This window comes from Granulicoccus phenolivorans DSM 17626 = NBRC 107789 = JCM 15570 (genome assembly GCF_000423085.1).
Lineage (GTDB): Bacteria > Actinomycetota > Actinomycetes > Propionibacteriales > Propionibacteriaceae > Granulicoccus > Granulicoccus phenolivorans.
Map to the genome: position 1 here is coordinate 38,820 of NZ_AUHH01000020.1, position 23,609 is coordinate 62,428.

Below are 23,609 nucleotides of genomic sequence, written 5' to 3' on the forward strand. Positions count from 1 at the left end.
CCGCGGTGCGTCGGCTCAGCCGACGATCTCGAACGTACTCTCGCCGGTGAGCAGGTCGACCCCGGTCAGCCGGACCCGGATCATCTCGCCCAGCGGCAGCCGGTCGCCGCGGACCATCGCCTCGACCGCCAGGTCGGCGATCATGATCCGGCCGCGCTTGCGCTCGGTGTCGGCCTCCACGACCGTGGCGGTGAACGTCTCCCCGAGCCGCGGCGAGAGCACCAACGTTTCACACAGGTCGACGATCATCCGCTCGTACTTGCTGGCCCGCCGGGTCGATTCGGCCATCTCCTCGGGGAGTTGTTCCAGGGCCTGCTCCACCCACTGCGGGATCGGCTGATCGGCGCAGATCGCCGCGCAGATCTCGAGCACGTACCGGTCGACCAGTCGGCGCAGCGGCGCGGTGGTGTGGGCGTACTCGGTCGCCAGCGCGGCATGCTCGACCTGCTCGGGGATCGATCCGGTGAAGGCCACATACCCCGCGCCGCGGAACAGCGTGGTGCAGGCGAACTGCATCGCGGCATGCTTGGGATCGGTCGGGTCCAGGCTGCGGACGAACTCCGGGTACTCCATCTCGGCCGGCCACGGAATCTCCAGGGCCCGGGCGATGGTGTGCAGCCGGCGCAGCGAGGAGCCGTCGGCCGGGGGCAGCGTACGCAGCACGCCGGTCTGGGCGTACAGCATCAGTTCCGCGGCGGCGATCCCAGTCATCAGGGAGATCTGGGCGTTCCAGCCCTCGACCGGCAGCGCGGAGCGATAGGTCAGCTGCCAGGTGCCGTCGACCGCCTCGACCTCCTGTTCGGGGATGTTCAGCGAGACCCCGCCGCGCATCTGCTCCAGCTTCTCCCGGAGCAGTCCGACCGTACGCAGCAGCATCAGCGACTCCGGCGCCGAGGCGTCGTCGATCATGTCCTGGACCTGCTGATAGGTCAGTTGCTCCCGGCTGCGCACCAGCGCTCGGGACACCTTGGGTTCCTCGCAGACCCCGTCGGCATCCAGCACCAGGTGCCACAACAGGGCCGGGCGCACCTGCCCCGGCAGCAGCGAGGCGTGGTTCTCGCTGATCAGCGGCGGATGCAGCGGGGTACGCCGGCCCGGCGCATAGAACGTCTGGCCCCGCCGATGCGCTTCCAGGTCGATGGGATCTCCGGGGGTCACGAACGCCGCGACGTCGGCGATGGCGTAGAAGACCTCGAACCCGGAGTCCAGCCGACGGATGAACACCGCCTGATCCAGATCCTTCGCCCCGGGCGGATCGATCGTGACCAGCTCCAGATCGGTCCGGTCGGTCTCGGGCAGCCGGGGCGCAGCCACCGCCTGCTCGGCGGCGGCCAGCACGTCGGCGGGGAAGTCGTCGGGCACCTGGGCCTCGCGCTGGGCGCGGGCGAACCCTTCGGCCAGGGGCGCAGGTACGCCCTCGGGCAGCACGACATGACGACTGGGCACGTGACCTCCTCGAACCGGTGGGTGTCAGCCTATCCAGACCCCGGGCTCTGTCGCAGGTGTTGTTGCCGGGCTCACAGCCCCGATTCCGCGGAGCGGATCAGCACCCGGCCGCACTCCTCACAACGGACCACCTCATCGGGGCTGGCGACCGCGATCGCCCGCAGATCCCCGGGGTCCAGCTCCAGCCGGCACCCCATGCACCGACGCTGGGTCAGCGCGGCCGCGCCCCCGGCCCCGGTGTGCTGGTGCGCCTTCTCATACACCTTCACCAACGGTTCGGGCAGCTTGCCGAGAATGGTCGCGCGATGCTCCGCGGCCCGGGCGATCTCCTGGTCCAGACCGCCGAGCTTCTCGTCACGGGCGGCCATCAGCGCCCGGATCCGATCCTCCAGTTCCCGGCGCCGCTGCTGATGCCCGGCAAAGTCGGTGGTGGCCTCCTCCAGCAGACCCATCACCTCGAGTTCGGCGTCCTCCAGGTCGGAGATCCGCCGATGCAGGTGTTCGACCTCCGACTGCAGGCCGGTCAGCGCCTTGCGATCGGTGATCGCCCCGGAATCCAGCTTCTGCTGGTCCCGGGCCAGGCGCGCCCGGACCGGTTCGAGGTCGGCCTCGGCCCGCTCCTGGTCCCGGGTCAGGTCCGCGACCCGGGTCTCGGCCTCGACATACTGCTCCAGCAGAATCTTGCGCTCCCCCATCAGCGCCGCGATCTGGGCATGTTCGGGCAGGGTGGAACGCTGGTGCTGCAACTGATTGGTCCGCACGTCGAGCTCGCTCACATCGAGCAGCCGCCGCTGGGCGACCGGGTCGGCCTTCATTCGAACCTCCTGTGGAGTTGTGACGCAGATGCTCTGAGGACCAATCCTGCCGCACATCGCCATCCCCGACAGCGCGCACCCGACGATTCGAGCGGCGGCCTATGATTCCCGCGACGGATCAGGAGGAAAATCCATGAGCGAAGAACAGCCTGCCCAGCCCAAACGGCTCAGCCCGTTCTCGGAGGCCTTCGTCGAGTTCATCCCGACCGGCTGGGCCCCGCACGACACCAGCCTGCCCGACCAGTTGCCGGCCGCGGCGTACGCCCGGGCCCGACGGGCGGCGATCAGCGACCGCTTCCCCGGGGAACGGCTGGTCATCCCGGCCGGCGGGTTGAAGGTGCGCAACAACGACTGCGACTACCTGTTCCGCCCGCACAGCGCCTTTGCCCACCTGACCGGGCTGGGCACCGACCGCGAACCCGACGCCGTGCTGGTCCTGGAGCCGACCGAGACCGACGGCACTCCGGGCCACGACGCCATCCTGTTCTTCCGGTCCCGGGCCCCGCGTACCTCCGAGGAGTTCTACGCCGATGCCCGCTACGGCGAGATGTGGGTCGGCAAGCGGGAATCGGCCGCCGAGATGCAGGCGCTGACCGGGCTGGAGATCGCCGAGGCGGGCGAACTCGAGCAGGCCCTGGGCAAGAACATCGAGACCGTCGCGACCCGGATCGTCCGCGATGCCGACCCCGCCCTTACCGACTGGCTCGACCGGCAACGCAGTGAGCAGGCCGGCTCGACCGCCGAGCAGCTCACCGAGGCCGACACCGCCCTGGGCCGGGAGCTCAGCGAGCTCCGGCTGGTCAAGGACGACTTCGAGATCGACCAGATGCGCCAGGCGTGCGCCCGCTCGGCCGAGGCCTTCGACGCGGTCGCCGCCGAACTGCCCGAGGCGGTCCGCCGGGGCCGCGGGGAACGGTGGGTGGAGGGCATCTTCGGGCTGCACGCCCGGCACGCGGGCAACGCGGTCGGGTACAGCACCATCGCCGCGGCCGGGGACCATGCAACCACGCTGCACTGGGTCCGCAACGACGGCGAGCTCGGCGCCGACCAACTGCTCCTGGTCGATGCCGGGGTCGAGCTCGACACGCTCTACACCGCCGACATCACCCGGACGGTACCGGTGTCCGGCCGGTTCTCCGCGGCCCAGCGTACGGTCTACAACGCGGTGCTGGCCGCCCAGCAGGCCGGGATCGACGCCGCCCGGCCGGGCGCGAGCTTCGACGACATCCACCGCGCCGCGGTCCGGGTGATCGTCGAACACCTGGCCGAGTGGGGCATCCTGCCGGTCGGGGTCGAGGAAGCGCTGTCCCCCGACGGTGGCCAGTGGCGCCGCTGGATGGTCCACGGCACCTCCCATCATCTCGGCATGGACGTCCATGACTGCGCCCAGGCGTTGCGGGAGAACTACCGCGGCACCCTGCGCGCGGGGATGATCGTCACCGTCGAGCCGGGCCTGTACTTCAAGGAGGCCGACCTGCTGGTGCCCGAGGAGTTCCGTGGGATCGGCGTCCGGATCGAGGACGACATTCTGATCACCGCCGACGGCTGCGAGATCCTGTCCCACCAACTGCCCCGGACCGCCGAGGACGTGGAGGCCTGGCTGGAGCGCAGCCAATGAACCAGCGCTGGGGCCTGCCACCCCACTCACTGACCCGAGCGGGCCACGGAACCGGCGAGCCCGCTGCCCCGGCCGCCTCGACCGGCACCACCCCGCCGGACTCGGTGGTCGCCTGGGGGCTGTACGTCGACGGGGTCCGCGACGAGTGCACCGACCTGGCGGTGGCGACCGAGCGGGCCACCTCCGGGGAGGGCTTCGTCTGGCTCGGCCTGAAGGACCCCTCCGATGAGGACATGGCCCAGTTCGCCACCCGCTTCAACCTGCACCCGCTGGCCATCGAGGATGCCGTCGAGGGCCACACCCGGTCCAAGCTGGAGCAGTTCGGCGACACCCTGTTCGCGGTCATCTCGACGGTTGCCTACATCGACCACGACGAGTTGACCGAGACCTCCGAGATCGTGTCCACCGGCCAGATCATGCTGTTCTGCGGGCCGCACTTCGTGATGACCGTACGCCGGGGCGAGCAGGCCCCGCTGAAGGAACTGCGGACCAAGATGGAGGCCCGCCCGCAGCGGCTGTCCCACGGCACCTGGGAGATCCTGTACGCCGTGCTGGACAAGGTGATCGACGACTACAACGCCGTCGTGCACGAGTTCGAGAAGGACATCGAGGAGGTCGAGACGGCGGTGTTCTCCCCGCGCGGCGGGATCGTGCACATCGACCGGGTCTACAACCTGAAGCGTGAACTGATCGAATTCCGCCGTGCGGTGGCCCCGCTGGCCGGTCCCCTGCAGACGCTGGCCACCCGCGACCTGATCGGCATCCCGGCGCTGGCGCGCGACTATTTCCGCGAGGTCGCCGACCATCACACCGAGACCCGGGAAACCATCCAGTCCTTCGACGACGTGCTCGACACCATTCTGTCGGCCGGGTTGGCCCGCGCCTCGCTGACCGACAACCGCGACATGCGCAAGATCTCCGCCTTCGTCGCGATTGCGGCGATCCCGACCCTGATGGCCGGGATCTACGGGATGAACTTCGACAACATGCCCGAACTGCACACCCGGTACGGCTATTTCGTCCTGATGGGGGTGATGCTGATCCTGATGTCGGCCACCTTCTTCGGCTTTCGACGCAACAAGTGGCTGTGACCGTCCGGGTGGGCGCGTCCGGGAGCCCGCGCGCACAGCCCCCTCTAAGGTGAAACCATGCCGCAAGGACCTCTCGATCGCCGCGTCATTGCCGTGGTCCTGGCCAGCGTACTGCTCGTGGTCGGGCTCGGCAGCTTTTTCATCCTGCAGTCCTACCAACGCAATACGCCCCAGGCCGCGGGCCCGGTGGGCGGGCCGGCGGCCACCGGGACCAACCCCGGAACGGCGACGCCACAGTCGCAGACAGCGGAGCCGACGCCGCAGCCGCCGACCACCGAGTCCCAGGCGCCGGCCGGCGACTCGGGGAAGCAGGCCGCCGATCCGGCCGCCGAGGCCCGGATCGATGATCCGGCCAGCCTGGCGGTGGTGGTCAACAAGCAGCGTCCGTTGCCCCGGGATTACGCTCCCAAGGGCTTGGTCGTCGCCCGGGGGCTGCCGAACGGCAGTTCGGAGCGGGTGCGTCCGGAGGCTGCCGAGGCGCTCGAGCGGATGGCCGCCGAGGCCCAGGCCCAGGGCGTACGCCTGAGCCTGACCAGTGGATATCGCTCCTACGCCGACCAGCAGTCGATCTACGGCAACAACGTAACCTCGAAGGGACGCGACCAGGCCGACCGGATCAGCGCCCGCCCGGGGCACAGCGAACACCAGACAGGACTGGCGATCGACCTGACCGGCGCCGATGGCAACTGCACGCTGCTGCCGTGCTTCGGCACCACGACCGAGGGTCGCTGGCTGGCGGAGAATGCGTGGCGGTACGGCTTCCTGCTGCGTTACCCCCAGGATCTGACGCCGGTGGTCGGCTATGCGTACGAGCCGTGGCATTTCCGCTACGTCGGCCCCGAACTGACCGAGAAGATGCGGGCGATTCAGGTGCGTTCGCTCGAGGAGTACTTCCACCTGCCCGCGGCCCCCGGTTATGCCTGAGCCGCGGCGGACCGAGCAGCGACCGGACTGAGCAGCGGCTCCACCAAGCCGTCCCGCGACAGGAAACTCACCCGAACCCCGTCCCGCGATAGATCCGTCAGCGAACACCCCTCCCGCGACAGGAAACTCAGCCGCCGCTACTCCCGCGATGGGTACGCCGATTCAGCGACGCAGCAGTTTTCCCGCGGGCGGTGGAGCAAATGCGGGAAACGGTTCAGCCTGCGGGAACGCAGACTCCATCGCGGGAAGCACCCCGACTCACTCGAACAGCTTGGCCCGCCCACCCGGCATCTCGGCCAGCTTCTGCTTCGCCTCGGCGGCCACCTTGTGCTCGCACAGCACCTCGAACTTGGTCGGCACCGTCACCGTGGTCGAGGTGAAATCCCGCCGTCCGCCGGAGACCGAGTACGCCAGCCCGCCGAAGATCACGTTGAACACCACCGCGGCCGCCAGCGCGGCCAGCCCCCAGTACCACGGCAGGCCCAGCAGCAGCACCAGCATCCCGAACAGCAGCCCGGTGGTCAGCCCGCCGAGCGCGGACCGACCGATCACCCGGGGCCAGGTCTTGCGTCCGGTCACCCGCTCGATCAGCTTCAGCTCGGTGCCGCAGATCAGCAGATTCTGCACCGGGAACTCGTTGTCGGCCAGGTAGTCGACCGCCTTCTGGGCTTCCTCGTAATGCTCATAGACCCCGATCGACTGGGGGAAGTCGAGTTCCAGGTTGGCGGAATTGAACGCCGAGGACATGGACATTTCAGTTCTCCGTTCCGGTGGGCTTCGCGTCGGGATTCGGGGTATCGAGCCCGGCCGCGCGCCCCTTGGCCACGATCCGCGCCGATACCTTGATCGAGGCCTCATCGACCATCTCGTCGTCGACGGTGATCGCGCCGACCGCTCCCCCGGCCGCCGAGGTGGCCCGGGCGTACGCGTCGATGATCCGCTGCGCCTTCTCGAAGTCGGCTCGGGCCGGGGTGAAGATCTCGTTGCCCGCCTCGATCTGGCCGGGGTGCAGCACCCACTTGCCGTCATAGCCCAGGGCCGCGCTGCGCCGGGCCACGGTGCGGAATCCGTCGAGATCGCGGATCGCGGCGTACGGTCCGTCGATCGCCAGGATCCCGGCCGCCCGCGCCGCGACGATGATCGACATATGCACGTGGTGGAACGCGTCGCCGATCTCGTAGCCGGCGGGCTGGCCACCGATCGACAGCGAGCTCATCCCGAGCGAGGCCATGAAATCCCCGGGGCCGAAGACCAGCGACCGCATCCGGGGCGACGCGGTCGCGATCGCTGGCGCGTGCAGCAGCCCCTGGGCATCCTCGATCTGGGCCTCGATGCCGATCCGGCCGACCGCGAGCCCGTGGGTGCGCTCCACCTGGGTCAGCAGCAGGTCCAGCGCGCGGACGTGGTCGGGGGTGCTCACCTTGGGCAGCACCAGCGCATCGATCCGGGCTCCGGCACCACCGACCACCTCGATCACGTCGGCGTAGGTCCACTCGGTGGTCCAGTCATTCACGCGTACGGTCAACACGCGGGCGGTCCACTCGGCCTGCAGCGCCTCGACGATCCGGGCGCGGGACTCGGCCTTGACCGCGGGCGCGACCGCATCCTCCAGGTCCAGGAAGACCGCATCGGCGGGCAGACCGCGGGCCTTGGCCAGGAAGCGATCGCTGGAACCGGGGACGGCCAGCACCGTCCGGCGGACCCCAGCCGGACCCGACCCGGCGCGCGGCAGTTCTGATGTGCTCACATTCCCACCCTACTGGGCGTTTCGGCGGTTCCTGCGCGGTGCCGACCGTACCGTGCGCGGTACTGTTCCACGGTGGCATCGAACTCTGTTTTCGTCTCTCGGCTGCGCGGCCTGCGCGTGGTCGACACCGGTGGTGACACCATCGGCAAGGTCCGCGACGTGGTCATCCAGATCCCGCCGCGGGGCCGCGCGCCGCGGATCAAAGGTCTGGTGGTGGAGTTGTTCGCCCGCAAGCGGATCTTCGTCAACATGGGCCGGGTGCTGTCGATCGACGGGGTCCAGGTGGCGATCAACGGGGTGATCAACACCCACAGTTTCAAGCGCTTCGAGACCGAGACGCTGGTCATCGACGACCTGTTCGACGCCCAGGTGACCTGGCGGCACAAGGACCCGATGGTTATCTACGACGTCGGGATGCAGGAGGTCCGCAACAAGGACTGGGAGGTCTCCGAGATCGCCCTGGTCGACCCGGCCTCGCGCCGCCGGTTCGGCCGCAAGCCCGACATCAAGATCGTCGACTGGGACGAGGTCGACGTCCTGCAGCTGCTGCCCGGTACGCAGGGCACCGACCAGCTGCTGGCCGAGTTGGAGGACATGAAGCCCGCCGACGTGGCCCAGGAACTGCACGACCTGGAACCCGACCGACGGCTGGCCGTGGCCGGGGCACTGGGTGACCAGAAGCTCGCCGACGCGCTGGAGGAGATGCCCGAGGACGAGCAGATCGAACTCATCTCCGCACTGGAGACCGAGCGGGCCGCCGACATCCTCGAGGAGATGGACCCCGACGACGCCGCCGACCTGATCGCCGAACTCGACCCCGCCAAGGCCGAGGAACTGCTGGGCCGGATGGAACCCGACGAAGCCTCCGACGTGCGCCGGCTGATGGTCTACGAGGAGTTCACCGCCGGCGGCATGATGACCTCCGAACCGGTCGTCCTGGCTCCCGACCAGACGATCGCCGACGCGCTGGCGATGGTCCGCAACGAGGATCTCAGCCCGGCGATGGCGGGCATGGTGTTCGTCTGCCGCCCGCCGCTGGACACCCCGACCGGCCGCTTCCTGGGCGGCGTACACCTGCAGCGGCTGTTGCGCGAACCTCCCTCGACACTGGTCTCCGCGCTGGTCGACTCCGAACTCGAGCCACTGCCGGTGGATGCCGACCTACCCACCATCAGTCGCTACTTCGCGTCCTATGATCTGGTGGTGGCGCCGGTGGTCGACCCGGAAAAGCGCCTGGTGGGGGCGGTCACCGTGGACGACGTATTGGACCATATGCTGCCCGATGACTGGCGCGGTGAACAGATGGACGGGCGGTGAGCGATGGCAGCTGAGAAGAAGACCAAGGAGACTGCCTCCACCGGCAGCCTGAACACTCCCGGCCGCACAGCCACGTTCCTGCCCCGGATGACGATGGACCAGGACGCCTTCGGCCGATTCGCCGAGGCCTTCGCCCGGTTCATGGGCACTCCCGGGTTCATCCTGTGGATGACCGTGGTGATCGTGGCCTGGTTGCTGTGGAACACCGTCGCCCCCGAAGGGCTCCGGGTCGACCCGTTCCCCTTCATCTTCCTGACCCTGATCCTGTCGCTGCAGGCCTCCTACGCCTCACCCCTGATCCTGTTGGCGACCAACCGGCAGGAGGCGCGGGACCGGATCAGTTCCGATCAGGATCGCCGGACCGCGGCGCAGAGCCGCGCCGACATGGACTATCTGGCCCGCGAGATCGCCGCGCTGCGGATGACCGTCGGCGAGATGGCCACCCGTGAGTTCATCCGGGCCGAGTTGCGCAACGAGTTGCGCGAGGTGCTGCAGGAGTTGGACGACGAGCGGTCCGCCGACGATGGCGACGACGCCGGCTCGGGAAAGAAGGGCAAGTCCAAGAAGTCGAAGAAGGACAAGGCCCGCTCCGAGCCCACCGCCTCGGCCAGCGAACCGACTGAACCCGCTGAACCCACCGACGCCGCGCCACCACCGGGCCCGGACGGCCCGGATCCGGCCGCGGAGGCCCCACCCGCCGCAGAGTGATCGTCGACCGGGGAGTTGGGGGCGCTCACGTAGGGTTGCCCTCATGTCCGAGGTGCAGACGAACAATCCCGACCATCCCCTGCTGGCGCCGATCCAGGCCGCGCTGGCGAAGGTCAACGATCCCGAGATCAAGCGACCGATCACCGAGTTGGGGATGCTCAAACGCGTCGACATCGACGACACTGCGCGCGTCACCGTCGAGGTGCTGCTGACCATCGCCGGGTGCCCGATGAAGGCGCCGCTGACCTCGGCGACCGAGGAGGCCGTATCGGCGGTGCCCGGCGTACGCGAGGTGCGCGTGGAACTCGGCGTGATGAGCGAGGAGCAGCGCACCGAACTGCGCAAGCAGCTCAACGGCGGACATGCCGACCGGGCCATTCCGTTCGCCCGCCCCGACAACACCACCCGGGTGATCTGCATCGCCTCCGGCAAGGGCGGGGTCGGCAAGTCCTCGGTGACGGTCAATCTGGCGCTGGCCCTGGCCGCGCAGGGCCGCAGCGTCGGCATCCTGGATGCCGACATCTACGGCCACTCGGTGCCGGCCATGCTGGGCGTGGCCGATGCCCGGCCGACCTCGCTGGGCGATGACGAGGGCTCGGCGATGATCCTGCCGGTGCCCACCCACGACATGAAGGTGATGAGCATCGGGATGCTCAAGCAGTCCCGCGACCAGGTCGTCGCCTGGCGTGGCCCGATCCTGGACCGGGCGCTGCAGCAGATGCTTGCCGACGTGTACTGGGGCGACCTGGACTACCTGATCCTGGATCTGCCGCCCGGCACCGGCGACGTGCAGATCTCGATCGGCCAGAAGCTGCCGAATGCCGAGGTGCTGGTGGTGACCACCCCGCAGGCCGCGGCCGCCGAGGTCGCCGAACGGGCCGGCACGATGGCCTCGATGATGAAGCAGCGGGTCATCGGCGTGGTCGAGAACATGTCCTACCTGGAGACCGAGTGCCCGCACTGTGGGCAGGCGCACCGGGTCGAGCTGTTCGGGACCGGTGGCGGCCCCGACGTGGCGAAGGTGCTCACCGAACGGTTGGGCTACGACGTGCCGCTGCTCGGCCAGATCCCGCTGGATCCGTCCCTGCGGGCCGGCGGCGACACGGGCGACCCGGTCGTGGTCTCCGCACCGGAACACACCTCGGCCCGGACGCTGACCGAGATCGCCGGCAAACTGGGCGCCAAGGGCCGCAGCCTGGCCGGGCTGCAACTGGGCCTGAGCCCGGTCGGTCGCCGCTGATCCATGCTTTCCGTACGCCGGGGCCGCCACGGTCCCGGCGTACGTCATTTCCGGGCGGGAGAAAAGTCCGTGTAGCTCAGGTCGCTTCGGAGTCGAACGGGGCCGAGGTGGGGGTCGCCGCCGGTTGGTTCGCCGTACTTGCCGGGGCCTGCTTGGCCTCCACCAATTCGCGCACGTCGGCGACCTCGGCCCGCATCTGCTGGTCGATCATTTCCACGTCATGCTTGACGTCGTCGAGGACAGGCTGGATCTCCTTCATCAGGTACTTCTGCGCGAACTGCCGCGGATTCAGGTCGCTCATCTGCAGGTCGGCGAACTCGGGGCCCAGCTCGTTGCGCAGGGTCCCGGTCGCATTGTTCGCCACGCCCCGCAGGTAGTGGTACACCCGGGCGGCCTTCCGGGCCATGTCCGGGATCCGCTCCGGCCCGAAGAGCACGATCCCCAGAATGACCAGGAAAACGATCTCCCCGACACCGACATCAAACATGGGCCACAGCCTAGCGCCGCGTCCGCAGGGAACCGATTTGCATGAGTTTCAGCCTTCCTTGCTGCCGAGGGTTACCGGAACATCGCCCCGGTCCCGAATTTTCAGGGTCACCGTCTGACCCGGCTGGAAGGTGCGTACCCGCACGATCAGGTCACTGTGCCGGCTCACCGGCCGCCCCTCGATCGCCTCGATGATGTCCCCGTTACGGATCCCGGCCGCCGCCGCAGGGCCGCCGGCCTCGACCGTGCCCACCCGGACCCCGTCGGCACTGGTGGACACGGTCGCCCCGATCACCGGATAGACCGCCCGGCCGTTGTTGATCAGCTGGTCCGCGGTGGCCTTGGCCTGGTTGATCGGGATCGCGAAGCCGAGGCCGATACTGCCGCCCTTGGATTCCGAGGAGCCGGTGGTGGTGAGGATCGCGGAGTTGATCCCGATCACGTTGCCGCCGGCATCGGCCAGCGGCCCGCCGGAGTTGCCCGGGTTGATCGCCGCATCGGTCTGCAGCCCGTTGATGTACGCCGTCCCGTCCTCGGTGGCGTCCCCGACCACGACCGGTCGGTCCGTGGCGGAGATGATCCCCTCGGTGACCGTGCTGCCCAGCCCCAGCGGCGCTCCGAGGGCGATCGCGGCCTGTCCGGTGACCACCTGGCCGGAGTCGCCGAGGGTGGCCGGCACGAGTTCGGCGAAGGGCGCCACCCGGATCACCGCCAGGTCGTAGCCGGGCGAGCGACCGACGATCTCGGCCGGTTCCCGGCGCCCATCGGTGAACTCCACCTGCAGGGTCACCCGCTGCTCGGCCGCCTGCTGGATGACATGGTTGTTGGTCAGGATCCGGCCCTCGCGATCGAAGACGATGCCCGATCCGGTGCCGACCTGCCGGTCGCCGTTCAACAGCGCGATGGTGACGGTGGAGGGCAGCACCTTCTTGGCCACCTCGGTCACATTGGCCGCCGGTGGCGCCGGCGGGAGCTCACTCTGCGGCTGCTGCGAGGCGGCCGCGGTGGGGGTGGCCTGGTTGCGCAGCGCCAGTTGGGCTCCGCCGTACCCGGCCGCGCCCCCGACCAGGAGGGCGGTCAGGACGCTGGTGGCCAGCACCGCCCCGAATCCCGGGCGCCGCTGTTGCTTCGGTGGTGGGGGTGGCGCACTCCCCTGGGCCGGCGCCGGCTGTGGGGCTCCCCAGGCCTGCGGCGCGGTCCCCCAAGCCTGCGGCGCGGTTCCCCAGCCCTGCGGCGCGGACGGGTTCGACCCGTACGCGGGTGCCTGCTGGACCGGTGCCTGCTGGACAATGTCCTGCTGGACGATGGTCGGCTGCTCGGACCACCCGGCGGCACCGGGCTGCAGATGGGTCTGCTGCCCGCCGGCGCCCGGGCTCCCGTCCGGGGCCGGACCCACCGGCACCGGATCGGTGGATTCGAGGTCCTCGGCACCGAACGACATGCGCGGCGGCTCCGTGGCGGACCCGCCCGAACCGGGCTGCGGGGCCGAACCGGGCTGCGGGGCCGAACCGGGAGCGCCGGTGACCCACTGGGACATCCCGCCGGACCCCACCGCGAACGGATTCTGACTCATCCGACCACAGCCTTCCGGATCCGGTCCCAGCCGTCGAGCACCCGGTCCACCCGGGTGCGCAGCACCGGTGCCTCGTGCGGCAGTTCCCGGACCATCTGGGTCGCCAGGTCCTCCGCCCCGTCGGTCACCACGGTGTACACCCGGTCACCGGACTGCCAGGTCAGCACCGTCGGTACGCCGGACTGGCGATAGGCGCCCAGATGCGGATCCCAGGTGGATCCCGCCGGAGCCCCGGCCAGGGCACCCTGCTGCTGGTGCACCAGCACGGTTCGCACCCCGTCGCCGTACACACTGCTGACGATCGCGGGATCGCCCTGGGCCTCCTGCCCCCGCAATCGGATCAGCTCCAGGCCGCCCAAGGACGTCTCGCAGACCCAGCCCTTCGCCTGCAGCTCGGGGGCCTTGGCCAGCGCCATCGAGTGCGTGTCCACCTGCGCCAGCGTCTGCGCCGGCTCGGCCACCGACACCGTCGAGGTCGCGGGTTCCGATCCGGCGATCAGCAGCCGGCTCCACCCGGCGCTCTCCTGGACCTGGCCGCCGGGGCCATAGGTCACCTGCCACAGCAGTACCCCGGTCTGGTTGTCCACCCACCACCGGCCGGCGATTCCCGAACCGTCCCGGGCCTCCACCAGCGTCGAGGCGCGCCCGGCGATCTTCGGTCCGGCGAAGGCCTGGAGTTCGAAGTTCCGCGCGATCAGATCGACCCCGGACGGGGTGCCATGACCGGGCACCAGCATCCGGGTCGAGCCACCGTGCAACTGATGCACCTGCACCACCTGCCCGTCGCTCTGGCGCGCCCGCACGGTGACCTGCGAGGTGCGATACCCCGCGCCGTAGCGGACCTGGATCTTCTGTACGCCGGTGACCCGGACCGTACCGCGGGCCCGGTCGGCCCGGCTGAGTTCGGCGTACGCCCGCTCCGAGCCCAGCGCCTCGTCACCGGCGGGGCCGGGGGTGACGGCGTCCTCGTCATAGGTGTCGCCCTCATCGATGGTCAGCGCCGCGTTCAGGGCGGGGTTGGCCAGCGGATTCCCGGTCAGCGCCGCAGAGAAGTCCCCGCGCGCCTGATCGATCGGATCCACGGCCGGGGTCGCGGCGGGGGGCGCGGCGAACCAGCCGGCAGCCACCACCGCGACGGTCAGCGTCACCAGGACCAGGGCGCCACGCTGCAGTCGGCTGCGCAGGCGCTGACGCGGCAAGCGCCGGCCGGTGCCGTCCTCGGCGGGCGAGCGGGGATGATCGAAGGGCCGCGACCACAGCGGCTGCTCCGCGTCGTCGCCGGCGATCCCGACCAGGCGACCGGCCAGGGAGTCGGAGGGTCGCACCGGGGAGGTCCGGGCGCGGGACCGCAACCGATGCCGGACGGTGCGCAGTTCGGCCACCTCGGCCCGACAATCGGCGCAGCGCACCAGATGCCGCATCATCCACTCGCGCTCGGTGTGGTTCATCGCCCCGTCCACGAATGCGGACAGGTGCGGGTTCTGCCGACACGCGGTCATCGGGCCATGCCCTCCTCCGCGGCCACGCCGAAGTAGTGCTCCCGTTCCCCGGACGGGCGCCGATGCGCCAGGGCGGTCCGCAATTGGGCCCGCCCCCGGCTGATCCGGCTGCGTACGGTGCCGATCTTCACATCCAGAACGTCGGAGATCTCCTCGTAGGACAGTCCCTCGATGTCGCACAGCACCACACAGGCGCGGAACTCCGGGGACAGCGCATTCAGTGCCGCCGCGACGTCATGGTCGAGGTCGGCATCGGCGAGTTGATCGCCCGGCGAGGGTTCCCGCGACGGCAGCGTCGCCTCCGCGCTCTCGGACAGCCCGTCGAAGCGGATCCGCTGGCGGCGTCGCGCCTGGTCGAGGAAGAGATTGGTGGTGATCCGATGCAGCCAGCCCTCGAGGGTGCCGGGCTGGAACTTGTGCAGGGACCGGAAGACCCGCACGAAGACGTCCTGGGTCAGGTCCTCCGCGTCATCGGGGTTACCGGTCAGCCGGTAGGCGAGGCGATACACCCGGGCGGAGTGCTCCTCGACCAGTTGCTCCCAGGTCGGCGGGACCCACTCGCTCGGGGCCGGTGCCTCCGCGGCCGGAGCCTCCTCCCGCGCGCGCCGGACTCCGCGGTTCTCCGCCGCGGTCGCCGTCACCCGCTTCAGGCTGCGCCAGGGCTTCGCGATGGGCATCGGGCCTCCTCCGCCATTGTTGGACTTACCTGCGTGGTCGAACTGGTCTGCGTGCCGACCTCGCTGCGGAGAACCACGGTCCACCGCACGGGGCCTGCTGTAACCATTGTCCCAGACACCCCCGACTCCGCCCGCGTCCGATCAACCGACTCAGGGCAGAGCAAGACCATGGTCTGACCGTGCCAACGACTCGCTGCGCAGATTCGTTCCCCGGGCCGATGCGCGTATCCCCGCGGGCCTCAGTGCAGACCGGCCGCACTCAGGCAGGCGGCGAAGGCGTCGCGCTGTTCGGCGGTGGCCTCCGGCATCGGGCTGCGCAGTCCGCCGACCGGCCGGCCGATCAACTCCAGCCCCGCCTTGACCAGGATGCAGCCCTGGGTGGCGAAGACCCCGACGAAGGCCGGATAGAGCCGGCGGTGCAGCTCCAGCGCCCGGGCGGTGTCGCCGGCGGCGTACGCCTGGATCATCTGCTTGGCCTGCGCCCCGGTGAAGTGGGTGGACGTCCCGACCAGCCCGACGCCGCCGACCGCCAGCAGCGGCAGGGTCATCGCGTCGTCGCCGGAGTAGTACGCCAGGTCGGTGCGCGCCATCACCAGCGAGGAGGACGGCAGGTTCCCCTTGGCGTCCTTGACCGCCACGATCCGCGGATGTTCGGCCAGCTCGATCAAGGTGGCCTCCTCAATCGCGGCGCCCGAGCGGTGCGGGATGTCGTACATGATGATCGGCAGCTCCGTGGCATCACCGACCGCCCGGAAGTGCGCCAGCAGCCCGCTCTGCGGCGGCTTGGAGTAGTAGGGGGTGACCACGAGCAGACCGTCGGCACCTACCTCGGCGGCGTCGGTGGCCAGCGCGATCGTGCTGCGGGTGTCGTTGGTGCCGACTCCGGCCACCACCTGGGCCCGGTCGCCGATCTCATCGATCACCTGGACAAGCAGTTCGCGCTTCTCCGCGCGGGTGGTGGTCGGCGACTCGCCGGTGGTACCGCTGATCACCAACGCGTCATTGTGCATCTCGTCGACCAGGTACGCCGCCAGCTCGCGGGCCTTGACGAAATCGACCTCTCCCTCGGCATCGAAAGGCGTGACCATGGCGGTCAGCAGTTGTCCGAAGGGCGCCGAGTGGGGCGCGGTGGCGTTGGTCATGGCCGAATCGTACGCAATCGGGTCGCTCATCGGGGGGTCGGTTCAGCTCTGCGGGGCGATGACCACCAGCGGATCGCCCTCGTGGACCACGTCACCGGGATGGACCACGATCTCGCTCACCACGCCGGCGCACTCGGCCAGGACCGGGATCTCCATCTTCATCGATTCCAGCAGCACGACCATGGTGTCGGCCTCGATCGTGTCCCCGACGGCCACGTCGACGGTCAGGACATTGGCCACAATCTCGGCGGCAACGGTGTGGACACGGGGCTGTTTGCTCATGCGCCACATGGTAAGGCCGGTAGAGTGCCGAAGGTGAACTCAGCAGCTAACGGTGCGCCGGCGCCCAACCGCGGCTCGTGGACGTACGCGGAGGATTTCCACCACGAGAACGAGGCCGCCGCCGCCGCGCGGACGGCCGCGACCGAACTCGGGGTGGTCCCGGTCTCCAAGGGTGTGGCCGGCGTACTGACCCTGCTGGCCCGCCTGATCGGGGCCCGCGCCGTCGTCGAGATCGGATCGGGCACCGGGGTCTCCGGGCTGGCCCTGTTCGAGGGGATGGATCCGGCGGGCGTACTCACCAGCGTCGACTCCGAGCACGACCATCAGGCGGTCGCCCGGCAGATCTTCACCTCCCTCAAGATCCCGAACCGCCGCTTCCGGCTGATCAGTGGCACGGCGCTGGAGGTGCTGCCGAAGCTGAGCAGCGGGGCGTACGACCTGGTGCTGGCCGACGGCGACCCGCTGGAAGCCGTCGAGTACGTCGACCAGGCCCTGCGGCTGCTGCGCCCCGGCGGGGTGCTGGTGCTGCACGATGCGCTGTGGCACAACAAGATCGCCGACTCCGACAACCAGGAGGACGAGACGATCGTGCTGCGCGAGGCGATCGACGCGGTCCGCACCAGTACCGAACTGTGGAGCACCCTGTTGCCGGTCGGGGACGGGATGCTGGTCGCGGTGCGCGCCTGACGCCGTGCCCGACCCGACTCCGCCGCTGGAACAACTCATCCGGGACCGGCTGCACGGCCCCACCGATGACCCGCTGACCCCCGGCCAGGAGGCCGACCTCGTCGCCGAGGTGCGCCAACTGGGCCAGGACTTCAACCGGCTGTTTCTCTACTACGAGTTCGGGATCGCCGAGGTCGCGACGAAGGTCGACATCCTCCGCAAAGAGTTCGAGCGCGCCCATGACTACAGCCCGATCGAGCATGTCCGGACCCGGTTGAAGTCACCGCGCAGTCTGCTGGACAAGGCCCGCCGCCGCGGGGTGGAACTGACCGTGCCGGCGATCCGGGCCGGCATCTGGGACATCGCCGGGATCCGGATCAGTTGCAGCTTCGTCTCCGATGTCTACTGGATCGCCGAGATGCTCTCCCACCAGCCCGATCTCACCGTGCTGGCCACCAAGGACTACATCGCCGAGCCCAAGCCCAACGGCTACCGCTCGCTGCACCTGATCGTGGAGGTCCCGGTCTTCCTGTCCACCCGCACCGAACACATCCCGGTGGAACTGCAGATCCGCAGCATCGCGATGGACTTCTGGGCCAGCATGGAGCACAAGCTGTCCTACAAGTACCGCACCGACATTCCACCGGAGCTGGCCCGGGAGATCGAGGACGCCGCCCGAGTGGCCGCCGAACTGGACGAGCGGATCGGGCGGCTGCGCGATCAGCTCCGGCCGCCACCGGCGGGCTGAGCGCGCCACCGGCCGGCCCGGTTACCGACGGCCGATGACAGGCAGGCGACATCAGTTGCGTCTGCACCCGGCGACACGCCGGGCGGCAGAGAACTGGCGCTGCCTGCCTGTCACTTTCCGGTCATACCGAGGAGACCGCCGACTCGACCAGGTCACTGCGGGGGGCAGCCGCCCGGTGCTCCGTGGCGTCCGGGCTTTCGCCGGCCGGCGCCGCGGAGCTGTTGTCGACCGTGGTCGCCAGGGGCTTCTCGGTCACGAACAGCAGCACGACCACCGCCAGCAGGGCGAACGGGATCAGCCACAGCACGATCGGCAGCAGGGCGTCGTGGTAGGACTCCACGATCGTCAGCCGGATCGCGTCCGGCAGTTGGGCGACCGCGCTCGGGGTCAGGGAATGGATGTTCGGCCCCCCGGAGCCGGCGCCGAGGCCGCTCAGCCGGGTGGTGAGGAACTCGGTCAGCCGGGACGCGAAGATCGCCCCCACGACGGCCGAGCCGATGGTGGCCCCGACCTGCTTGAAGTAGTTGAACGCCGCCGTCGCGGTCCCGACGTAGGCCCCCGGGAACGAGTTCTGCACGATCAGCGTGAGGATCTGCTGGCCGAGGCCGAGGCCGATCCCGAAGATCGTCAGGTAGCCGGCCAGCACCCACAGATTGGTCCCCAGCGGCATCGTCCCGATCAGGAAGAGCGCACCGGCCATGATCAGCGATCCGACCAGCGGGAAGATCCGGTATCGGCCGGTGCGTGCCACGAGTTGGCCGGACACGATCGAGGCCACCAGCAGACCCGCCATCATCGGGATCATCATCAGCCCGGCGCGGGTGGCATCCAGGCCGCCGACCATCTGCAGGTAGGTGGGCATGTAGCCGATCACGCCGAACATCGCCAGGCCGGTGAGCAGACCGGCGATCGTGGTGAGGGTGAAGTTGCGGTCGGCGAACAGACTCAGCGGGATGACCGGCTGGCTCGCCCGGCGCTCGACCAGCACGAAGGCGATGATCGCCGCGATGGTGATCGCGATCAGCGCGATGATCTGCGGTGAGGTCCAGGCGTACGTGCTGCCCGCCCAGGTCGACAGCAACACCAGCGAGGTGGTGGCCACCGCGATCAACGCCATGCCGGCGTAGTCGATCTGCAGTTTGCCGGTGCGCTGCACCCGCGGCAGCCGCAGGAAGAAGATGGTCGCCAGAATGGACAGCGCGCCCAGCGGCAGGTTCATCCAGAAGGCCCAGCGCCAGCCGGGTCCCTCGGTCAGCCAGCCGCCGAGCAGCGGGCCGGCCACCGAGGAGACCGCGAAGACCGCGCCCATGATGCCCATGTACTTGCCTCGTTCGCGGGCCGGTACGACATCGGCGATGGCCGCCTGCGAAAGGATCATCAGGCCGCCGCCACCCAGGCCGAGGACGACTCGGGCGAGGATCAGCGCCCCGATGCTGGTCGCCAGGCCGCCGAGCACGGAACCGAGCATGAACAGGCTGATCGCGGCAATCAGGACGGGTTTGCGGCCGATCAGGTCACTGATCCGACCGTAGACCGGCATCATGATCGTCGAGGCGAGGATGTAGCTGGTGATCACCCAGGTCATCTGATCCACACCGCCGAGCTCGCCGACAATGGTCGGTAGCGCGGTGGACAGGATGGTCTGGCTGAGCGAGGCCATCAGCATCGTCACCATCAGGCCGGCGAACAACAGGGCAATATTGCGCCCGGAGGTCCGGGACGATTCGGGGGCGGCCTCGGTGGGCCGGGTATCTGCGGTCAATTCTGATCTTTCTGGCTGTGGGGTTCGTCGCGGAGAATGTCGCGGAAGCCGGCGATCGCCGACTCGATGGCCTCGGGATGCGCCCCGTCCAGGTCGGCGGGGTTGCGGGAGTGCATGAAGCCCAGCACGCTGACCGCCAGGAGCACCAGGGCCCGGGCGTACTCGGCCGACGCCGCGGCATCGGCGCCCGATTCACCGGATTCACCGGGGGCATCGGAGAGTCGTCGGGCGAGGGCCTGGAGTACCTGTTCCTGGGCGGACAACATGATCTGCCGCTGCCGCCAGGCCAGTTCGGGGAATCGCTGCAGAAGCTCGCGGCGCCAGCCGAACGGCTTGTCGGCCACCTCGCTGTTGCCGAAGATCGTCTGCAGCAGCCGGACCATCCGGGTCAGCGGCGCCGCGCTGGGCCCGGCGGCCACCAGCGCGTCCAACTCCTCCTCGGGGACCCGGATCGGCGCAATGCCGAGCAACGCATCCTCCTTGGCCGCGAAGTAGTTGAAGAAGGTCCGCCGGGACACGCCGGCCCGCTTGGTGATCGCGTCGATGCTGGCCGCGGCGAGGCCGCCCTCCTCGGCCAGCGCCAGCGCAGCCTCATGCAGCAGGCGGTACGTCTCCCGCCGCTGTCGTTCCCGAAGCCCGCCACATTCTTGCACTAGTGCATTCTATGCCTCAGTGCATATTTTTCCAAACGTGCACCGGGCGGACCCCGGGAAACGAAAAGCCCGCACCGCCGAAGCGGTGCGGGCGCTGCCGACCCGAGCGGGGCTACGCCTGCCCAGCGGCGCGCTTCCGGTTGGCCAGCAACGAGGCGATACCGGCACCCAACCCCATCAGGACGACCAGGACGCCGTAGCCCACGACGACCCGATCCAGCCCGAGCACGGGCACCAGAATCCCGGCGACCACGGCCGGAGCCCCCAGCGCCAGATAGCTCGCGACATAGAAGGCGGCCGACAACTCCGCACGTCGGTCGGTCTCCACGGCAGCCAGGGAGCGGAAGGCTCCGAAGAAGGCCACCCCGAAACCCGATCCGGCGACCACGGTGGCGATGAAGAAGCCGACTGCCGAGCCCATGAACAGGAAGAGCACCGCCAGCGTGGTGCCGACCGCCAGCGCGAGCAGTCCCGGTGGCATCGCGCGCTCGGCGCTGTACCCGCGCAGCAGCGTCCCGGCGATGGCCGCGCTCCCGGTCAGGGCGGTCACCACCACGCCGCTGGCCAGCCCGGGCGGCAGCCCCAGGTAATGGATGGCCAGCGACGGGCCGATCGACATGTAGAGGCCGACCAGCGCCCACGTGGCGATGGTCGCGGCCGCGGCCCGGGCAAAGACCCCTCGGGCCTGCGCCGGGACGCCGACCCGCGGCGCCAGCGAAGCCCGTGCACCCGGGCGCTGCGGGGAGGTTTCGGGCAGCCAGATCGCGAGGATGGCCAGTACCGCGAAGAAGATCGCGAAAGCGGCGAACACCACCGTCTGCGGCATCGGCAGCAGTTGCAGCACCAGCCCGCCCAGCAGGCCACCGAGAGCGACTCCGGCCGGGGTGCCGGCGCTGGCCAGGACCGGTCCGAGCACTCCCCCACGCTTGGGCTGCAACTCGATCAGCCCGGCCGCGATCGCTCCGGTGGCGGCACCGGTCGCCAGCCCCTGGACCGTACGCGCGGCGATCAGCCACCCCGGCCCGTCGGCGATCAGGAACAGCACCATCGCGATGGTCTCGACCGCCAGCGCCGCCACCAGGACCGGCCGCCGTCCGACGTGATCGGACAGGCCACCGAAGATCAGCAGCGCCACCAGCAGCGCGAAGGCGTAGCAGGCGAAGACCAGCGTCAGCATCCCCGTGGAGAATCCCCACAGCTGCTGATAGAGGCCGTACAGCGGGGAGGGAGCGCCGGCGGCCGCCATCAACCCGAACAGGCTCACGGTGAACAGCCAGAATCCGGCCCTGCGTGACATCCGTTGCCGCGGACGTCCGGACCCGGACAGGTCAGTGGTGGGCATCGTGCCCCTTTCGACTCGGCAGTCTCATTCGAAGATTGTTCGACAAAACTCGAACAGTCAGACCCTAACCGAAGCACCCGGATTGTTCAACTATTCTGGAACCATGGGCTATGGCAAAGAACCGCTCGAGCACCCGGGCACCGAGACACTCGAACTCACCGAGGTGCTGTTCGCCCTCAGCGACGCGGCCCGACTCGACATCGTCCGGCGGCTGGCCGACGGCCCCCTGGATGTGGCGCACTGCCAGCCGACCGACTGCGAACCGCTGCCGAAATCGACCCTGTCGCATCACCTGAAGACGCTGCGGCTGGCCGGGATCATCCGCAACGACCCGAACGGACGCCAACGCATCATCACCCTGCGCCGCGACGACCTCGAGGACCGCTTCCCCGGCCTGCTCCCGGCCGTGCTCGCGCCCGCGGCCCCCGCCCGCGGTGCGGATCGCCCCCCGCAGTCCTGATCGCCCGCGCAGTCCTGATCGCCCGCGCAGTCCGGACGCAACTGAAAGGCCGACGCAGCGGTGCTGCGTCGGCCTTTCGGGTGCTGGATCCGCGGGGTGCGGTCACAACCCTCGGGTCAGGTCACATCTCCCGGGTCACGTGGACGCCCTTGCCGATCACGGTGACCCCACCGGCGGAGACGGTCAGGCCGCGGGCGCGGTCGCGTTCATGGTCGACGCCGATCTCCACACCCTCATCGATCACCACGTACTTGTCGATGATCGCCTTGTGGATCACGGCATTGCGGCCGATCTGCGCATTGTCCATGATCACCGACTGCTGCACGTTGGCCCACTTCTCCACGCGTACGTTCGGGGCCAGCACCGACTGGTCCACGTCGCCGCCGGAGATGATCGTGCCCGGGGAGACGATGGAATCCTCCGCCGTGCCCCGCAGCACGAACTTCGCTCCCGGACGCTGCGGCATGTTGGTCCAGATCGGCCACTTGCTGTTGTAGAGGCTGAAATTCGGGACCACCGACACCAGGTCCATGTGGGCCTCGTGGTAGGCATCGATCGTGCCGACGTCGCGCCAGTAGTTCTTGTCGCGCTCGCTGGCTCCGGGGACGGTGTTGTGACTGAAGTCGTGCACCTGGGCGCGGCCGCGGGAGACGAAATAGGGAATGATGTCGCCGCCCATGTCGTGGCGGGCATTCTGGTCGGCGGCGTCGGCCTCCAGGGCCTCGACCAGGGCCTTGCGGGTGAACACGTAGTTGCCCATCGAGGCGAAGGATTCCTCGGGCGAATCGGGCAGCCCGGGCGGGTCGGCCGGCTTCTCCAGGAAGTTGCGGATGTTGCTCTCGACGTCGGCGTCGATGATCCCGAAGGCGCTGGCCTCCTTGCGCGGCACCCGGATCCCGGCGACGGTGCAGTCCAGACCGGAGTCGATGTGCTGGGCGACCATCTGGCTGACATCCATCCGGTAGATGTTGTCGGCGCCGAACACCACGACGTAGTCGGGGTCGTCATCGATGATCAGGTTCATCGACTGGTAGATCGCGTCGGCGCTGCCCTGGTACCACCGGGGCCCGAGCCGCTGCTGGGCCGGCACCGGGGTGACGTAGTTGCCCAGCATGGCCGGCATCCGCCAGGTGAGGGAGATGTGCCGGTCCAGGGAGTGCGATTTGTACTGGGTGAGCACCGCGATCTGACGCAACTCGGAGTTGACCAGATTGGAGAGCACGAAATCGATCAGTCGATAGGTCCCACCGAACGGGACCGCCGGCTTGGCCCGATCGGCGGTCAATGGCATCAACCGCTTTCCCTCGCCACCTGCCAGCACAATGGACAACACTTTCGGCCGCACCGTCGCCCCCTTGAACGCGTAGAAGCTCCTTCGACAAGTAGCCTAACCACAGCCGGATCGGTGGCGTG

General features: G+C 69.3%; 22 protein-coding genes and 1 pseudogene. 9 read left to right on the forward strand and 14 right to left on the reverse strand.

Translation table 11 applies throughout. The features are described 5' to 3' along the window. Positions 1-15: 15 nt before the first annotated feature. Together G531_RS0109605 and G531_RS0109610 are read right to left on the reverse strand one after the other, a co-directional pair. Positions 16-1,446, reverse strand: a complete 1,431-nt coding sequence (locus G531_RS0109605) for an RNB domain-containing ribonuclease (protein ID WP_026927095.1) — start codon at positions 1,444-1,446, stop codon at positions 16-18. A gap of 71 nt (positions 1,447-1,517) precedes the next feature. Then, the gene (locus G531_RS0109610) at positions 1,518-2,261 is read right to left on the reverse strand and encodes a zinc ribbon domain-containing protein (protein ID WP_026927096.1); all 744 of its coding nucleotides are present in this window, start codon (positions 2,259-2,261) and stop codon (positions 1,518-1,520) included. A 133-nt stretch (positions 2,262-2,394) separates the two neighbouring features. On the opposite strand from G531_RS0109610, the gene G531_RS0109615 reads away from it, so the two are divergent. From G531_RS0109615 to G531_RS21645, 3 genes are read left to right on the forward strand one after another with little or no spacing between them, the layout of a single operon-like run. Then, positions 2,395-3,879, forward strand: coding sequence for an aminopeptidase P family protein (locus tag G531_RS0109615; protein WP_026927097.1), 1,485 nt, complete (start codon positions 2,395-2,397; stop codon positions 3,877-3,879). Then, positions 3,876-4,970, forward strand: a complete 1,095-nt coding sequence (locus G531_RS21640; protein ID WP_051215308.1) for a magnesium and cobalt transport protein CorA — start codon at positions 3,876-3,878, stop codon at positions 4,968-4,970. Before G531_RS0109615 ends, G531_RS21640 begins: the two co-directional genes overlap by 4 nt. Positions 4,971-5,027: 57 nt before the next feature. Then, positions 5,028-5,894: a M15 family metallopeptidase gene (locus G531_RS21645; RefSeq protein ID WP_081683998.1), complete on the forward strand. Its 867-nt coding sequence runs from the start codon at positions 5,028-5,030 to the stop codon at positions 5,892-5,894. Positions 5,895-6,152: 258 nt separating this feature from the next. On the opposite strand, the gene G531_RS0109630 is transcribed toward G531_RS21645, so the two are convergent. Both G531_RS0109630 and G531_RS0109635 read right to left on the reverse strand, forming a co-directional pair. Further along, positions 6,153-6,647: a YflT domain-containing protein gene (locus G531_RS0109630; RefSeq protein WP_035758462.1), complete on the reverse strand. Its 495-nt coding sequence runs from the start codon at positions 6,645-6,647 to the stop codon at positions 6,153-6,155. Position 6,648: 1 nt separating this feature from the next. After that, positions 6,649-7,641: an HpcH/HpaI aldolase/citrate lyase family protein gene (locus G531_RS0109635; RefSeq protein ID WP_245630470.1), complete on the reverse strand. Its 993-nt coding sequence runs from the start codon at positions 7,639-7,641 to the stop codon at positions 6,649-6,651. 72 nt (positions 7,642-7,713) lie between these two features. Between G531_RS0109635 and G531_RS0109640 the strand changes: the two genes are divergently transcribed. The 3 genes and pseudogenes from G531_RS0109640 (at position 7,714) to G531_RS0109650 (ending at position 10,906) form a co-directional block, all read left to right on the forward strand. Continuing rightward, the gene (locus tag G531_RS0109640; protein ID WP_081683999.1) at positions 7,714-8,958 is read left to right on the forward strand and encodes a magnesium transporter MgtE N-terminal domain-containing protein; all 1,245 of its coding nucleotides are present in this window, start codon (positions 7,714-7,716) and stop codon (positions 8,956-8,958) included. 3 nt (positions 8,959-8,961) lie between these two features. Further along, positions 8,962-9,462 (forward strand): annotated as a pseudogene (locus G531_RS26985) (DUF1003 domain-containing protein); the annotation flags it as partial. Positions 9,463-9,709: 247 nt separating this feature from the next. Further along, entirely contained in the window at positions 9,710-10,906 is a 1,197-nt protein-coding gene (locus G531_RS0109650) for an Mrp/NBP35 family ATP-binding protein (protein WP_145978667.1), read from the forward strand. 76 nt (positions 10,907-10,982) lie between these two features. On the opposite strand, the gene G531_RS0109655 is transcribed toward G531_RS0109650, so the two are convergent. The 6 genes from G531_RS0109655 to G531_RS0109680 all read right to left on the reverse strand — a co-directional run bounded on the left by G531_RS0109655 (position 10,983) and on the right by G531_RS0109680 (position 16,565). After that, positions 10,983-11,393 carry a sec-independent translocase gene (locus G531_RS0109655; RefSeq protein ID WP_026927102.1) on the reverse strand — a complete coding sequence of 137 codons (411 nt, stop codon included), beginning with the start codon at positions 11,391-11,393 and terminating at the stop codon, positions 10,983-10,985. Between the two features lie 48 nt (positions 11,394-11,441). Further along, positions 11,442-12,965: a trypsin-like peptidase domain-containing protein gene (locus tag G531_RS0109660; protein WP_145978666.1), complete on the reverse strand. Its 1,524-nt coding sequence runs from the start codon at positions 12,963-12,965 to the stop codon at positions 11,442-11,444. Beyond that, positions 12,962-14,464 (reverse strand): zf-HC2 domain-containing protein, encoded by a 1,503-nt coding sequence (locus G531_RS0109665; protein ID WP_026927104.1) that lies wholly within the window; start codon positions 14,462-14,464, stop codon positions 12,962-12,964. Before G531_RS0109665 ends, G531_RS0109660 begins: the two co-directional genes overlap by 4 nt. Further along, positions 14,461-15,141 carry an RNA polymerase sigma factor SigE gene (gene sigE, locus G531_RS21655; protein WP_081684002.1) on the reverse strand — a complete coding sequence of 227 codons (681 nt, stop codon included), beginning with the start codon at positions 15,139-15,141 and terminating at the stop codon, positions 14,461-14,463. Before sigE ends, G531_RS0109665 begins: the two co-directional genes overlap by 4 nt. Before the next feature lie 239 nt (positions 15,142-15,380). Beyond that, on the reverse strand, positions 15,381-16,283 hold the full coding sequence (gene dapA / locus G531_RS0109675) for a 4-hydroxy-tetrahydrodipicolinate synthase (RefSeq protein ID WP_026927105.1): 903 nt from the start codon (positions 16,281-16,283) through the stop codon (positions 15,381-15,383). Between the two features lie 42 nt (positions 16,284-16,325). Next, positions 16,326-16,565 carry a biotin/lipoyl-binding carrier protein gene (locus G531_RS0109680; protein WP_026927106.1) on the reverse strand — a complete coding sequence of 80 codons (240 nt, stop codon included), beginning with the start codon at positions 16,563-16,565 and terminating at the stop codon, positions 16,326-16,328. 33 nt (positions 16,566-16,598) lie between these two features. Between G531_RS0109680 and G531_RS0109685 the strand changes: the two genes are divergently transcribed. Then, positions 16,599-17,252 carry an O-methyltransferase gene (locus G531_RS0109685; RefSeq protein ID WP_026927107.1) on the forward strand — a complete coding sequence of 218 codons (654 nt, stop codon included), beginning with the start codon at positions 16,599-16,601 and terminating at the stop codon, positions 17,250-17,252. Between the two features lie 4 nt (positions 17,253-17,256). Further along, the gene (locus tag G531_RS21660; RefSeq protein ID WP_245630469.1) at positions 17,257-17,979 is read left to right on the forward strand and encodes a GTP pyrophosphokinase; all 723 of its coding nucleotides are present in this window, start codon (positions 17,257-17,259) and stop codon (positions 17,977-17,979) included. Between the two features lie 121 nt (positions 17,980-18,100). On the opposite strand, the gene G531_RS21665 is transcribed toward G531_RS21660, so the two are convergent. From G531_RS21665 to G531_RS21675, 3 genes are all read right to left on the reverse strand, one after another. Then, on the reverse strand, positions 18,101-19,741 hold the full coding sequence (locus G531_RS21665; RefSeq protein ID WP_081684003.1) for an MDR family MFS transporter: 1,641 nt from the start codon (positions 19,739-19,741) through the stop codon (positions 18,101-18,103). Further along, complete coding sequence (locus G531_RS24540) at positions 19,738-20,394, reverse strand: TetR/AcrR family transcriptional regulator (protein ID WP_051215311.1); 657 nt, start codon at positions 20,392-20,394, stop codon at positions 19,738-19,740. Before G531_RS24540 ends, G531_RS21665 begins: the two co-directional genes overlap by 4 nt. Positions 20,395-20,506: 112 nt before the next feature. Then, on the reverse strand, positions 20,507-21,736 hold the full coding sequence (locus G531_RS21675; RefSeq protein ID WP_035758463.1) for an MFS transporter: 1,230 nt from the start codon (positions 21,734-21,736) through the stop codon (positions 20,507-20,509). A 103-nt stretch (positions 21,737-21,839) separates the two neighbouring features. Here G531_RS21675 and G531_RS21680 point away from each other — a divergent pair, with 103 nt between their 5' ends. Next, complete coding sequence (locus G531_RS21680; RefSeq protein ID WP_035758464.1) at positions 21,840-22,196, forward strand: ArsR/SmtB family transcription factor; 357 nt, start codon at positions 21,840-21,842, stop codon at positions 22,194-22,196. A 121-nt stretch (positions 22,197-22,317) separates the two neighbouring features. Here G531_RS21680 and glgC read toward each other — a convergent pair whose 3' ends face one another. Beyond that, complete coding sequence (glgC, locus tag G531_RS0109715; protein ID WP_035758465.1) at positions 22,318-23,541, reverse strand: glucose-1-phosphate adenylyltransferase; 1,224 nt, start codon at positions 23,539-23,541, stop codon at positions 22,318-22,320. Positions 23,542-23,609 lie beyond the last annotated feature (68 nt).